Source organism: Anaeromyxobacter soli (assembly GCF_022808855.1).
GTDB lineage: Bacteria > Myxococcota > Myxococcia > Myxococcales > Anaeromyxobacteraceae > Anaeromyxobacter > Anaeromyxobacter soli.
Map to the genome: position 1 here is coordinate 41,531 of NZ_JAKZLF010000006.1, position 13,326 is coordinate 54,856.

Here is a 13,326-nt window from a genome sequence, read left to right on the forward strand (position 1 = left end):
CTACGGCCAGGAGTGAATGTGGGATTCCGGAGCCCGACACGACCGGGACTGCGACATCGCGCTCGCGCCGCGCTCCCGGCTCCAGCGCGCCGGCGTCACCGCCCGAACGCGCGCAGGAACGTCCGCACCGCGCCGCGCACCGCCTCGCGCACGGCCGCGTCCGCGGGCCGCTCGAGGATCCCGAGCCGGGCCTTCAGCACGAGGTCGGACTGGCACAGGCTCACGAACTGCACCGCCGCCGCGCGGGGGTCCTCGAGCAGGAGGACGCCCCGCTCCTTCCAGCGCTGGAGGTACGCGGAGAGCATGGCGTAGAGCGAGCCCGGGCCGCGGTCGTAGAGCGTCTGGCCGATCTCCGGGAAGCGCGACGACTCCGCCTGCGCGTGGCGGTAGAGGCCCACCACGGCGGGCGAGAGGAGCAGCCCCATCACCTTCTCGCCGGTCTCCTGCAGCGCCTGCTCGAGCTCGCCCGCGGGCTCGGCGAGGAACGCCCGGATCCCCTCGCGCAGGGCGTCCACCTCCTCCGAGAGGCAGGCGACGTAGAGGCCCTTCTTGTCGCCGAAGTGGTTGTAGACCGTCGCCTTCGAGACCCCGGCGCGGGCTGCGATGACGTCCACGCAGGCCCGCTCGTAGCCGAGCTCGCCGAAGGTGGCGCGCGCCCCCGACAGGATCTGGCGCCGCTTCGCGGGGGAGAATTCCGCTGTTCTGGCGCCAGGTTCGCTCATTCGCACGCTCTATACTGAACGGTTCAGTCTTGACCGTCAACAGGTGCGACAGTATGTCTTGCGGCTCGCCGGAGCGCTCGTCCGGCGTGAACGGATCGACGAAAGCCGCGAAATGACTCCTCTCTCCGTGACCTCGCCCGTCGCTCCGCGACGCGCGCTCCCGTTCCCCCTCCGTGCCGGAGCGTCGCTCGCCACGGTCGCCGCCCTCGCGCTCGCCCTCTCCGGCTGCGAGCGGACCCAGGCGAAGGGACCGCCTGCCGCGGCCCGCCCGGTCGAGGTCGGGGTCGTGACGCTCGCCCCGACCTCGGTGACGCTCGTGAAGGAGCTGCCCGGCCGGACGTCGGCGTTCCGCGTCGCCGAGGTGCGCGCGCGCGTGAACGGGATCGTGCTGAAGCGGCTCTTCACGGAGGGCAGCGACGTGAAGGAGGGGCAGCCGCTCTTCCGGATCGACCCGGCGCCGTACCAGGCGGCGCTCGACAGCGCGAAGGCCGCGCTCGCGCGCGCGGAGGCGAAGGTCGCGTCCGCGCGGCTGCAGGCGCAGCGCTACACGGAGCTCGTCGAGGCGAACGCGGTGAGCCGGCAGGAGCACGACGACGCGGTGGCGACGCTGAAGAGCGCGGAGGCCGACGTCGCCGCGGGGCGCGCGGCGGTGCAGGCGGCGCGGATCAACCTCGGGTACACGACCGTCACCTCCCCGGTGCCCGGCCGCATCGGGCGCTCCGCCGTCACCGAGGGCGCCTACGTGCAGCAGGCGCAGGCGACGCTGCTCGCGACGGTGCAGCAGCTCGACCCCCTCTACGTGGACGTCACGCAGTCGAGCACCGACGCCCTGCGGCTGCGTCGCGACCTCGAGAGCGGGAAGCTCCAGAGCGCCGGGAAGAACCAGGCGAGCGTCTCGCTCGTGCTCGAGGACGGGCGGGAGTACGAGCAGCACGGCACGCTGCAGTTCTCCGACGTCTCGGTCGACGCCGGCACGGGATCGATCTCGCTCCGGGCCATCTTCCCGAACCCGCGCGGCGACCTCCTCCCCGGCATGTTCGTCCGCGCGCGCATCAACGAGGGTGTGAACCCGCAGGCGATCCTCGTCCCGCAGCGCGGCGTGACGCGCGACCAGAAGGGCCAGCCGACCGCGCTCGTCGTGAACGCCGAGAAGAAGGTCGAGCTCAGGCAGCTCGTGACCGACCGCACCATCGGCGACACGTGGCTCGTCACCGACGGCCTCAAGGCCGGCGATCGGGTGATCGTCGAGGGCCTGCAGAAGGTCCGGCCCGGGGCCGAGGTGGTCCCCGTCCCCGCCGCGTCCACGCGGCAGGCCTCCCGCTAGCAGCGCGGTCGCACCCTCCCCAGGAGATCGGACACCCGTGGCCAGGTTCTTCATCGATCGCCCCATCTTCGCGTGGGTGATCGCGATCATCGTGATGCTGGCGGGGGTCCTCTCCGTCCTGTCCCTGCCGGTGGCGCAGTACCCGGCGATCGCGCCGCCCGTCATCAGCGTCAACGCGAGCTACCCCGGCGCGTCGGCGAAGACGCTCGAGGACACGGTCACCCAGGTGATCGAGCAGAAGATGAACGGCCTCGATCACCTGCGCTACCTGTCCGCGACGAGCGACTCGGCCGGCAACGCGAGCGTGGTCCTCACCTTCGACGCCGGGACGAACCCGGACATCGCGCAGGTCCAGGTCCAGAACAAGCTGCAGCTCGCGATGCCGCTGCTGCCGCAGGAGGTGCAGCGCCAGGGCGTCCGCGTCGCCAAGGCGGTGAACAACTTCCTCATGATCGCCGGCTTCGTCTCCGAGGACGGCAGCATGAGCCGCAACGACCTTGCGGACTACGTCGTCTCGACGCTCCAGGACCAGGTGAGCCGCGTGACGGGCGTCGGCGACGTGCAGGCGTTCGGGTCGGCGTACGCCATGCGGATCTGGCTCGACCCGGAGAAGCTCACGAACTACGGCCTCACCCCGCTCGACGTGAGCGGCGCGGTCCAGGCGCAGAACGCCCAGGTCTCGGCCGGCCAGCTCGGCGGCGCGCCCGCCGTGAAGGGGCAGGAGCTCAACGCGACCATCACCGCGCAGACGCGGCTCCAGACTCCGGAGCAGTTCCGCGACGTCCTCCTGCGCGTGAACCCGGACGGCTCGCAGGTGCGGCTCGGCGACGTCGCGCGCGTCGAGCTCGCCGGCGAGACCTTCGAGATCGAGAGCTACTACAACGGCCGCCCGGCGGCCGGCATGGGCATCAAGCTCGCCAGCGGGGCGAACGCGCTCGCCACGGCGAGCGCCGTGCGCGCGCGGCTGGACGAGCTGTCGCGGTTCTTCCCGCCGGGGATGAAGGTCGTCTACCCGATCGACACGACGCCCTTCGTGCGGCTCTCCATCGAGGAGGTCGTGAAGACGCTCCTCGAGGCGATCCTGCTCGTCTTCCTCGTGATGTACCTGTTCCTCCAGAACTTCCGGGCGACGCTCATCCCCACCATCGCGGTGCCGGTCGTGCTGCTCGGCACGTTCGGCGTGCTCGCGGCGGCGGGGTACAGCGTGAACACGCTCACCATGTTCGGCATGGTGCTCGCCATCGGGCTCCTCGTCGACGACGCCATCGTGGTCGTCGAGAACGTCGAGCGCGTGATGAGCGAGGAGGGGCTCTCGCCCCGGGAGGCCACGCGCAAGTCGATGGGGCAGATCACCGGCGCGCTCGTCGGCATCGCGCTCGTGCTCGCCGCGGTGTTCGTCCCGATGGCCTTCTTCGGCGGCTCGGTGGGCGTCATCTACCGCCAGTTCTCGATCACGCTCGTCTCGTCGATGGCGCTCTCCGTCGTCGTCGCGCTGACGCTCACCCCCGCGCTCTGCGCGACCATGCTGAAGCCGGTCGCGAAGGGCCACGGCCTCGAGCGGGGCGGCCTCTTCGGCGCGTTCAACCGCCTGTACGACCGCGGCAGCGCGCGTTACCGCGGGCTCGTCGGCGCCCTGCTCGGCCGGACCGGGCGGGCCATGATCGCCTACGTCGCGATCGTCGCCGCGCTGTCGGCGCTCTTCCTGCGCGTGCCCACCGCGTTCCTCCCCGAGGAGGACCAGGGCCAGCTCTTCGTGCAGGTGCTGCTCCCGCCCGGGAGCACGCTCGAGCACACCCGCGAGATCATGCTGCGGGTGTCCGACCAGCTGCTGCACGACGAGAAGGACGCGGTCGAGTCGGCGATGAGCATCGTGGGCTTCAACTTCGGCGGCCGCGGCCAGAACGCGGGCGTCGCGTTCGTGAAGCTCAAGGACTGGAGCGAGCGCAAGGAGGCGCGGCTCAAGGCGAAGGCGGTGGCCGGCCGCGCCATGGCCGCGTTCTCGGGCATCAAGGACGCGATGGTGTTCGCGTTCGTCCCGCCCGCCGTCTCCGAGCTCGGCAACGCCACCGGCTTCGAGCTCCAGCTCCAGGACCGCGGCGGCCTCGGCCACGAGCAGCTCGTGGCGGCGCGCAACCAGCTCCTCGGCCTCGCCGCCAAGCACCCCGCCCTCGCCAAGGTCCGGCCCGCCGGCCTCGAGGACACGCCGCAGTACAAGGTGGACGTGGACCAGCAGAAGGCCGCGGCGCTCGGCGTGTCGCTCGCCGACGTGAACGCCACCCTGTCCTCCACGTGGGGCATCTCCTACGTGAACGACTTCATCGACAAGGGCCGCACGAAGCGCGTGTACCTGCAGGCGGACGCGCCGTTCCGGATGCAGCCCGCGGACGTGGAGCGCTGGTACGTCCGGAACCGCCAGGGCCAGATGGTCCCGTTCTCGTCGTTCTCGAGCGGTCGCTGGACCTACGGCTCGCCGAAGCTGGAGCGCTTCAACGGGACGCCGGCGGTGGTGATCCAGGGCGAGGCCGCGCCGGGTCACAGCACCGGCGAGGCCATGGCCGCCATGGAGTCCATCGTGAAGCAGCTCCCCACCGGCGTCGGCTCGGAGTGGTCCGGGCTCTCGTACGAGGAGCGGCTGTCGGGCGCGAACGCCCCCGCGCTCTACGCGATCTCGCTGCTCGTCGTGTTCCTGTGCCTCGCGGCGCTGTACGAGAGCTGGTCCATCCCGGCCGCCGTCATGCTCGTCGTGCCGCTCGGCGTGCTCGGCGCGGTGCTCGCGACGCTCCTCGGCGGGCTCGCGAACGACGTCTACTTCCAGGTCGGCCTGCTCACGACCATCGGGCTCTCGGCGAAGAACGCCATCCTCATCGTCGAGTTCGCGAAGGAGCTGCGCGAACGCGGGAGAGGCGTGGTGGAGGCCGCCCTCGAGGCCGCGCGCATGCGGCTCCGGCCGATCCTCATGACCTCGCTCGCGTTCATCCTCGGGGTCCTGCCGCTCGCGCTCGCGCGCGGCGCGGGCGCCGGGAGCCAGAACGCCATCGGCTTCGCCGTGGCGGGCGGCATGATCTCGGCGACGGTGCTCGGCGTGCTCTTCATCCCGGTGTTCTTCGTCGTGATCGGGCGCCGCGCCAGGGTCACCTCGGCCCCCGCGCCGGCGGAGGGCGACGAGGAGGGGGACGGGGGGACCGAGGGGGAGGCGCTCCATGCGTAGCGCCCCGCTCGCCGCGGCCACGGCCGCGGTCCTCCTCGCGAGCTGCACCCTCGCGCCGCGCTACCGCCGCCCCGAGGCTCCCGTCGCCGGGCAGTGGCCCGAGGGCGCCGCCGCGGAGGCGGCGCGCGCCGCGGCGCCCGGGGCAGCGCCGGCGGAGCTCGGCTGGCGCGACGTGTTCGGCGACCCGCGCCTGCAGGCCCTCATCGCGCTCGCGCTCGAGAACAACCGGGACCTCCGCGTCGCCGCCCTGAACGTCGAGCTCGCGCGCGCGCAGTACCGCATCCAGCGCTCGCAGCAGCTCCCCACCGTGGCGGGCACCGCGAGCGCCACGCGCCAGCACGTCGACGCCGACCTCAGCCCCACCGGCCGCGCCTCCACGAGCACGCAGTGGGAGGTCGGCGCGGGCGTCACCGCGTTCGAGCTCGATCTGTTCGGGCGGGTCCGCAGCCTCAAGCGCTCGGCGCTCGAGCAGTACCTCGCGACCGAGGAGGCCCGGCGGAGCGCCCACCTCTCGCTCGTCGCCGAGATCGCCACCCAGTACCTCGCCGCCCGCGCGCTCGACGATCAGGTCGCGCTCGCGCGGCAGACGCTGAAGACGCTCCAGGCCTCCTACGACCTCACGAAGCGCAGCTACGACGTGGGGCGCACCTCGGAGCTCGACCTGCGCACGGCGGAGTCGCAGGTGCTCTCGGCCCGCTTCAACCTCGCCGCGTACGCGCAGCAGCGCGAGCAGGCGCAGAACGCGCTCGTGCTCCTCGTCGGCCAGCCCTTGCCGGCGGGGCTCCCCGCCCCCGAGCCGCTCGAGGCCGCGCCGCTCCTCGCCGACCTCCCGCCCGGGCTCCCGTCGGAGCTCCTGCAGCGGCGGCCGGACATCCTCGGAGCGGAGCACGCGCTCCGGGCGGCGAACGCCAGCATCGGCGCCGCGCGCGCCGCGTTCTTCCCCTCCATCACCCTCACCGCGTTCGGCGGCACCGCGAGCGGCGAGCTCTCCGGGCTCTTCGGCGCCGGCTCCGGGCTCTGGAGCTTCACGCCCCAGCTCACCCTGCCGCTCTTCACCGGCGGCCGGAACCGCGCGAACCTCGACGCGGCGGAGGTGCGGAAGTCGATCGAGGTCGCCCGGTACGAGAAGGCGATCCAGGTCGCGTTCCGCGAGGTCGCCGACGCCCTCGCCGCGCGGGCGTCGCTCGACGATCAGCTCGCCGCCCAGACGGCGCGCGTCGAGGCCGAGCAGCGGCGCTACGCCATCTCCGACCTGCGCTACCGCAAGGGCGTCGACAGCTACGTGACCGTGCTCGTCGCTCAGCGCGACCTGTACGCCGCGCAGCAGCAGCTCATCCAGTCGCGGCTCGCGCGGCTCGGGAACCTCGTCGCCCTCTACAAGGCGCTCGGCGGCGGCTGGCTCGAGCGCTCCGCCCACGCCGCGGCCGCGAGCACGCCGCCGTCTCCGGCGCCGTGATCGCGGATGCCGTCCGGGGCCCGGTGACTCACGGCCCCGAGTCCACCTCCCCCACCCGGAGCCGCTCGGCGAGCCACCGCGCTTGCCACGCGCGCTCCGCCTCGAACGCCGCGAGCCCGCCGCCCAGCGCGGAGGCGAGCGTCGCGGCGATGTAGGAGGTCGTCGCGGGGCCGACGTGCAGCGCGTTCTGGGCGGCGTCGGCCACGAGCTCCGCCGCGCGGGAGGCGGGGCCTGCGCCGCTCGCGACGTCCGCGATCGCGTCGAGCTCGGTCGCTCGCGCGAGCGCGTCCCGCGCCGCGGTGGGCACGTGCGGCAGGGCGAGGTCGCGGGCGCGCAGCGCGCACGCCCGCGCGTAGTCCCCGGCGAGCGCCCGATCCCAGGCCGCGACGCGCGCGACCAGCCGCGCGCGGGGAGCCGCGACCTGGTAGCGGGCCTCTCTCACCGGGCCGTCGAGCTCGATCCGCCAGAGCTCGTCGGCGAGCCAGTACGGGAGATCGCCCGCGCGGCAGGCGTGGATCCAGAGCTCGGGCCGATGGGCTGCGGCGCTCACCCATTCGCCCGACGCGGGCCACTGGAAGCGGGTGAAGGGGGCGAGCGCGCCCGCGGCGAGGAACTTGAAGGCGATCACGCGCCGCCTCCGGAGCCCTTCTTCCAGTCGCGAAAGATCGCGAGCAGCGCGTCGCGCGCCTCGGGCGCGACGGACTCCTCGGTGAGCTCGCCGGCGCGCTCGAGGACCCGGCGCATCTGGGCGAGGTAGGTGCGGCACCAGTCGCAGTAGGTGAGGTGCAGCTCGAAGCGGGTCCGCTCCTCGACCGGCAGGGTCGCCTCCAGGTAGTCCGTCACGAGCTCGACGAGCTCGCGGCAGGAGAGATCGGGGACCGCGGCCGTCACGGCGCCTCCTCCCGTCCCATGCGCGCCTCGAGGAAGGCGCGCACCTTCGAGCGGGCGCGGTGCAGCAGCACGCGCTGGTTCACCTCCGTGATGCCGAGCAGCGCGCACACCTCGCCGGCCTCCCAGCCCTCGACGTCGCGCAGGGACATGACCGTTCGCTGGGCGTGCGGGAGCGTCTCGAGCGCCTCGGCCACGAGCGCGACCAGCTCGCTCGACTCCGCGCGCGCGTCGGGCCAGGGCTCGGGCGGCTCCGACCAGTGGCCGGCCCACCGGTCCTCGTCTCCCCGGAAGCGATCCGGCGACACCGACGGCGCGTCCTCCTCGTCGTCCGGTCCGAGCGACGACATCGGCACCGAGCGACTCTCCTTCAGCCCCCGCGCCTTCGCGCAGTTCACGAGGATGCTGAAGATCCAGGACTTGAGCGACGAGCGCCCCTCGAAGAGGTGGAGCCCCCGGAGCACGCCGAGCCACGCCTCCTGCACGACCTCCTCCGCCACCGCCTGGCTCCGCACGAACGTCGCCGCGACCCGCACCATCGCGCCGTGATGGCGCGTCACGAGGGCGAGGAACGCGGCCTCGTCGCCGGCGCGGAGGGCCGCGAGCTCTCGCTCCTCGGCTGCGCACCCGACCGGCTCCGAAACGCACGGCGGCTCCATCCGCGGCACCTCCCCTGCCAGGAACGCGGGTCGCGCCGGATGTAGCTCGCAGGGCGCCGGGCCACTGTGCTTCGACGGGGACGGCCGTTCGGAGTCGGGCGACTCCACCTCGTGCGCAAGGGGCAGGCGCCAATGCACGGGCGCCCGCCCGCCGAGCTGCCGCCGCTCGTGTAACGGAGGTGACCCTCCGCGCCTCTACGACGAGAGGAGAGCGAGGACGTCATGGCGCACGCAGAGCACGAGCACGACCTCGAGCAGGCGGCGTTCCGGAGCTGCATCACGGGCGCCGTGGTCGCCACCGGCCCGTTCCACGACGTGACGCTGCTGCCCGACGGCCTCGACGCGGACCTCGAGGAGTGGCAGGCGGGGTTCCTCACCGTCGCGGGGCGGTTCCTGGACCGCCGCGAGGCGGCGGTGGCGCTCGGCCACGCCGGGCGGCTCGAGGCGCGCGCGTACTTCGCCGGCGACCCGTGCCCGACGCTCGAGGCCGGCCACCCGGTGAGCTGGCATGGGCGGCGGGCGGCCTGAGCGTCGCCCCGGCCGCGCGGCCAGGCGCCCTGCTCGGGAGCGTAACGGTGGCCAGCTTTTCCCACACCGCTCGCGTGCGGACGTCCCGTGCGCGTGCCCCGGGAGACCCCCATGGACCTCGACGCGATCGTCGTCGGCAGCGGCCAGGCGGGCGTGCCGCTCGCCACCCGCCTCGCGAGCCACGGCCAGCGGGTGCTCCTCGCGGAGCGCGGGCCGCTCGGCGGCACGTGCACCAACACGGGCTGCACGCCCACGAAGACGCTCGTCGCGAGCGCCCGCGCCGCACACGTCGCGCGGACGGCGGGCCGGCTCGGCGTGCAGGCCGGGGCCGTGAAGGTGGACCTCCCCGCGGTCATCGCGCGGAAGGACGCGATCGTCCGCCGCTGGCAGGAGAGCATCGCGAAGCGCCTCGCCGGCGCCGGCGCGAACCTCCGGCTGGTCCGCGGCCATGCGCGGCTCGTCGGCGAGCGGACCGTGGAGGTCGCGGGCGAGCGCCACCGCGCCGCGGTCGTGATCCTGAACGTGGGCGCCCGCCCGATCGAGCCGCCCATCCCCGGCCTCGGCGGCGTGCCCTGGCTCGACAACCGGCGCCTGATGGAGCTCACGGAGCTCCCGTCGCACCTCGTGGTCGTGGGAGGCGGCTACATCGGGTGCGAGCTCGCCCAGGCGTACCGGCGCTTCGGCGCCGACGTGACCGTGGTCGAGCCCGCCCCGCACCTCCTCGGCCACGAGGACCCCGAGATCTCGGAGGCGATCGAGGGGTTCTTCCGGGACGAGGGCCTCGCGCTCGCGCTCGGCGTCCGCGCCGAGCGCGTCTCCGGCGAGCCCGGACGCATCACGGTGGGGCTCTCGAGCGGGCGCGCGGTGACGGGCTCCCACCTCCTCGTCGCCACCGGCCGCAGGCCCAACACCGACGACCTGGGCTGCGACGCGGCCGGCGTGAAGCTCGACGGGCACGGCTTCGTCGAGGTGGACGATCACTATCAGTCGAGCGCGCCGGGGGTCTACGCGGTGGGCGACTGCGCGGGCGGCCCGCAGTTCACGCACGCGGCCTGGGACGACCACCGGCTCCTGTTCGACGTCCTCACGGGAAAGCCGGGCCGCGGCCGGAAGGATCGACTCATCCCGTACACCGCGTACACCGACCCCCAGGTCGCGGGCGTGGGGCTCACCGAGCACGAGGCCAAGGAGAAGGGCGTCCGGTACGAGGTCGCGACCCTGCCGTTCGGCAGCGTCGCGCGCGCGATCGAGACCGACGAGAAGGCGGGCGTCCTCAGGGTGCTCGTCGATCCGGTGAGCGAGCGGATCGTCGGCGCGTCCATCGTGGGCGCGGAGGCGGGCGAGCTCATCCACGTCTTCGCGGCGCTCATGCAGGCCGGCGCACCGGTGCGCGCGCTGGTCGACATGGAGGTCGTGCACCCCTCGTTCGCCGAGGGCCTCCAGTCGGTCGTCATGGCGCTCCCGCGGTACGCCCTGTCGTGAGCGGCGCGACGACCGGCGAGCTCCCCGGCGAGCTGACGTGCCGCGAGCTCGTCGAGCTCGTCACGGAGTACCTCGAGAACGCGCTCGCGCCCGACGAGCGGACGCGCTTCGAGCTGCACCTCGCCGTCTGCCCCGGGTGCGAGGCTCACGTCCAGACGCTGCGCGCGACGCTGCGGGCCGCGGGCCGACTCTCGGAGGAGTCGCTCCCGGAGGAGGCGCGCACGCGCCTGCTGCGCGCGTTCCGCGACTGGAAGCGCCGCCCCCCGGGCGCGGCGTGACGCGTTCTCTGCTCGGCGGGCCTGCGAAGAAAGCGCTCCGGGCCGCGCCCCGCGTCACGCGACGCGCAGGCGCGGCCGCCGCCAGAGCAGGCTCGCGCCGGCCGCGGCCAGGAGCACCCCGCCCACGTGGAAGGCCAGGAGGTGCGGGACCTCGCTCTGCAGTCCGCAGGTGACCTGGAGCGCGGCGTCGCCGGCCAGCGCCCCGGCCGCCGCCACCCCCGCGACAGCGAGGCGCGCCGGCGAGGTGGAGCCCCCGCGGAGCGCGAGCCAGACCGCCCCCAGCACCAGCGCCGCAGCGGCGAGCTCGCTCGCGAGGCAGTCCGCGCCCGGTGCGCCGGCGATGGGGGTCCCGGCAGCGGCGATCCCGGCGAGGATCGTCGCGACCACGCTCCCCCCGAGGACGAGCAGCGGCCTCCGGTTCGCCGCCGCGGCGAGGGCGAGGGCGAGCGCCAGCACGAGACCGGCCCTGCCCCAGTCATCGATCGCGCCGGAGCGGCTCCGCGCGATCACCACGAACACGAGGGCGGCCACGCAGGCCGCGGCGCTCGACCCGATCGTACGCCTGCGCGCCTCGCGCCGGAGCTCGGCGACGATCGAGCGAGACACCCGCTCGAGCGCCCCCGCCGGCAGCGGCACGGGGTCCGAGCGCTCGATGAGCACCTGGAGCCGCTCCGCCTCCCGGAGCGCGCGGGCGCACTCCGCGCACGCCTTCGCGTGCAACGCGGCGGCGATCCGCTCCGGGTCGTCGGGGGCCAGCGCGGCGAGCCCCGGCGCGTCGCCCCCGACGTGCTCGCGGCCGGTCATGAGCGGTCCTCCGCGACGAGATCCGCGAGGGCGACGCGAAGCTGCTCGTAGGCGCGAAACGCCCGCAGCTTGGCGGCGCCCTCGGAGATGCCCAGCACGCGGCCGATCTCGGCGAAGCCGAGCTCCTCGAAGCGGTGCAGGTAGACCACGACGCGCTGAGGCTCGGCGAGGCCTTCCAGGGCGACCCGCACCCGCTCGGCCCGCTGCCCTGCCAGGACTGCCTCTCCCGCATCACGCGCCCCGGGATCCATGACCTCGTCGTCGCCCTCCTGCACCTCGCGCCCCTGCTTTCTCAGCCAGTCGATCCGCACGCGCCCTGCGATGGTGAAGACCCAGGGGCGGAGCCGCTCCCCTCCCCGCCAGCTCGCGCGCGCGACGTGCATCTTCAAGAACGTACTCTGCAGGAGATCCTCGGCCACCGCTCCAGGCCCGACCGATCGCACGAAGAACGCGTGAACGGACGGCGCGAGGGAACGGAACAGGCGCTCGAACGCTCCCGCGTCTCCCGCGACGTAGGCCTCCATCAGGGCCTCCTCGTTCACCTGACCCCGCATACGTGCGCCGAGGGCTCCGGGTTACGCAGCCGCCGCGAGTAACCGGCGCCTCCGGTCGCGCGTACTCGGAGCACCCCAGGAGCGCACGTTCCTGGAGGGAACGAACGGAGCGAGCACATGCCGCACGCGAGCCATCCGGGAGCCGTCTTCGCGTTCCTCTGGCTGTCCACCCTCGCCTGTGGGGCTCGAGCGGGCGGGACCGAAGCGGCGCCCCGCCCGGCCGTCGCGCAGGAGACCTCGAAGATGTCGACCTACCGGAAGCCGTCGGACGAGGAGCTCCACCGGCGCCTCTCTCCCGAGCAGTACCGGGTGACGCAGCAGGAGGGCACCGAGCCGGCGTTCCGCAACGCCTACTGGGACGAGCACCGGGCCGGCATCTACGTGGACGTCGTCTCCGGCGAGCCGCTCTTCAGCTCTCTCGACAAGTTCGACTCCGGCACGGGCTGGCCCAGCTTCACCCGTCCACTCGATCCCGCGAGCATCTCGACCCGCAGCGATCGCAGCCTCCTCTTCACGCGGACCGAGGTCCGCTCGCGGCAGGCCGGCTCGCACCTGGGCCACGTGTTCGACGACGGGCCCCCGCCCACGGGGCTGCGCTACTGCATGAACTCCGCGGCGCTGCGCTTCGTCCCGGTCGAGCGGCTGGCCGAGGAGGGGTACGCGAGGTTCCTGCCCATGTTCGAGTCGGTGGACGCCACGGCGCCCTCGAGCGACGGGAGGACGAGCCCGTGAAGCTTGCCCTGCTCCTCGGCGCCCTCGCGGCCGCCGTCGCGACGGTCCAGCTCCTCGGCGCTCCCGCCCGCGCCGGGCGCGGAGGCGACGGCCAGATCGGCAACCCCAGCGTGGGCACGAAGCCGGGCCACGTCGGCCACGGCACGGCGCTCGTCGCCTCCGGGAAGAACCAGCTCGCGATCTTCGCCCAGGGCTGCTTCTGGGGCGTGGAGGAGCGCTTCCGCAAGGTGCCCGGCGTCGTGGCGACCGCGGTGGGCTACACGGGCGGGCGGGCCCGGAACCCCAGCTACGAGGACGTGTGCACGAACACCACCGGCCACGCCGAGGCGGTCCTCCTCGAGTACGATCCCGCGAAGGTGAGCTACCCGGAGCTGCTCGCGTTCTTCTGGAAGACCCACGACTCGACGAGCGGCGATCGCCAGGGCCCGGATCGCGGCAGCCAGTACCGGTCCGCCATCTTCACCTTCGGTCCAGAGCAGCAGGCCGCGGCGCTCGCCTCGCGCGCCGAGGAGCAGAAGCACCTCGCGGACCCGATCACGACGGAGATCGCGGCGGCCGGCCCGTTCTGGGTGGCGGAGGACTACCACCAGCAGTGGGACGAGAAGCACGGCGCCCTCTCCTGCCCGGTGCCGCACCGGGCGCGGGCGAAGTGAGCGCAGCCCGCGGAGGCCCCGCGACGCCGTCCCCGCGC

14 protein-coding genes are annotated in these 13,326 nt (G+C 73.8%); 8 read left to right on the forward strand and 6 right to left on the reverse strand.

Annotation, left to right across the window (positions count from 1 at the left end; all coding sequences use genetic code 11):
* Nucleotides 1-95: 95 nt before the first annotated feature.
* On the reverse strand, nt 96-722 hold the full coding sequence (locus MLV88_RS06430) for a TetR/AcrR family transcriptional regulator (RefSeq protein WP_242338285.1): 627 nt from the start codon (nt 720-722) through the stop codon (nt 96-98).
* 112 nt (nt 723-834) lie between these two features.
* Here MLV88_RS06430 and MLV88_RS06435 point away from each other — a divergent pair, with 112 nt between their 5' ends.
* From MLV88_RS06435 to adeC, 3 genes are read left to right on the forward strand one after another with little or no spacing between them, the layout of a single operon-like run.
* Complete coding sequence (locus MLV88_RS06435) at nt 835-2,046, forward strand: efflux RND transporter periplasmic adaptor subunit (protein ID WP_242338283.1); 1,212 nt, start codon at nt 835-837, stop codon at nt 2,044-2,046.
* Nucleotides 2,047-2,083: 37 nt separating this feature from the next.
* Nucleotides 2,084-5,254, forward strand: coding sequence for an efflux RND transporter permease subunit (locus MLV88_RS06440; protein WP_242338282.1), 3,171 nt, complete (start codon nt 2,084-2,086; stop codon nt 5,252-5,254).
* On the forward strand, nt 5,247-6,710 hold the full coding sequence (adeC, locus tag MLV88_RS06445; protein WP_242338280.1) for an AdeC/AdeK/OprM family multidrug efflux complex outer membrane factor: 1,464 nt from the start codon (nt 5,247-5,249) through the stop codon (nt 6,708-6,710). The genes MLV88_RS06440 and adeC overlap by 8 nt, the downstream gene beginning before the upstream one ends.
* A 28-nt stretch (nt 6,711-6,738) precedes the next feature.
* Here the strand turns inward: adeC and MLV88_RS06450 are convergent, their stop codons facing one another.
* The 3 genes from MLV88_RS06450 to MLV88_RS06460 are packed head-to-tail and all read right to left on the reverse strand — an operon-like array spanning nt 6,739 to nt 8,257.
* Nucleotides 6,739-7,338 (reverse strand): hypothetical protein, encoded by a 600-nt coding sequence (locus tag MLV88_RS06450; protein ID WP_242338278.1) that lies wholly within the window; start codon nt 7,336-7,338, stop codon nt 6,739-6,741.
* Nucleotides 7,335-7,601 carry an anti-sigma factor family protein gene (locus MLV88_RS06455; RefSeq protein WP_242338276.1) on the reverse strand — a complete coding sequence of 89 codons (267 nt, stop codon included), beginning with the start codon at nt 7,599-7,601 and terminating at the stop codon, nt 7,335-7,337. Before MLV88_RS06455 ends, MLV88_RS06450 begins: the two co-directional genes overlap by 4 nt.
* Nucleotides 7,598-8,257: an RNA polymerase sigma factor gene (locus MLV88_RS06460; RefSeq protein WP_242338274.1), complete on the reverse strand. Its 660-nt coding sequence runs from the start codon at nt 8,255-8,257 to the stop codon at nt 7,598-7,600. Before MLV88_RS06460 ends, MLV88_RS06455 begins: the two co-directional genes overlap by 4 nt.
* Before the next feature lie 222 nt (nt 8,258-8,479).
* On the opposite strand from MLV88_RS06460, the gene MLV88_RS06465 reads away from it, so the two are divergent.
* The 3 genes from MLV88_RS06465 (at nt 8,480) to MLV88_RS06475 (ending at nt 10,545) form a co-directional block, all read left to right on the forward strand.
* Nucleotides 8,480-8,785 carry a hypothetical protein gene (locus MLV88_RS06465; protein WP_242338273.1) on the forward strand — a complete coding sequence of 102 codons (306 nt, stop codon included), beginning with the start codon at nt 8,480-8,482 and terminating at the stop codon, nt 8,783-8,785.
* A 93-nt stretch (nt 8,786-8,878) separates the two neighbouring features.
* Nucleotides 8,879-10,267, forward strand: coding sequence for a dihydrolipoyl dehydrogenase family protein (locus MLV88_RS06470; RefSeq protein WP_242371253.1), 1,389 nt, complete (start codon nt 8,879-8,881; stop codon nt 10,265-10,267).
* Entirely contained in the window at nt 10,264-10,545 is a 282-nt protein-coding gene (locus MLV88_RS06475) for an anti-sigma factor family protein (RefSeq protein ID WP_242338269.1), read from the forward strand. The genes MLV88_RS06470 and MLV88_RS06475 overlap by 4 nt, the downstream gene beginning before the upstream one ends.
* Before the next feature lie 54 nt (nt 10,546-10,599).
* Here MLV88_RS06475 and MLV88_RS06480 read toward each other — a convergent pair whose 3' ends face one another.
* The gene (locus tag MLV88_RS06480) at nt 10,600-11,349 is read right to left on the reverse strand and encodes a hypothetical protein (RefSeq protein WP_242338268.1); all 750 of its coding nucleotides are present in this window, start codon (nt 11,347-11,349) and stop codon (nt 10,600-10,602) included.
* Entirely contained in the window at nt 11,346-11,873 is a 528-nt protein-coding gene (locus MLV88_RS06485; protein WP_242338266.1) for an RNA polymerase sigma factor, read from the reverse strand. Before MLV88_RS06485 ends, MLV88_RS06480 begins: the two co-directional genes overlap by 4 nt.
* A gap of 273 nt (nt 11,874-12,146) precedes the next feature.
* Between MLV88_RS06485 and msrB the strand changes: the two genes are divergently transcribed.
* Nucleotides 12,147-12,635: a peptide-methionine (R)-S-oxide reductase MsrB gene (gene msrB / locus MLV88_RS06490; protein WP_242352973.1), complete on the forward strand. Its 489-nt coding sequence runs from the start codon at nt 12,147-12,149 to the stop codon at nt 12,633-12,635.
* Complete coding sequence (gene msrA / locus MLV88_RS06495) at nt 12,632-13,288, forward strand: peptide-methionine (S)-S-oxide reductase MsrA (protein ID WP_242338262.1); 657 nt, start codon at nt 12,632-12,634, stop codon at nt 13,286-13,288. The genes msrB and msrA overlap by 4 nt, the downstream gene beginning before the upstream one ends.
* Nucleotides 13,289-13,326 lie beyond the last annotated feature (38 nt).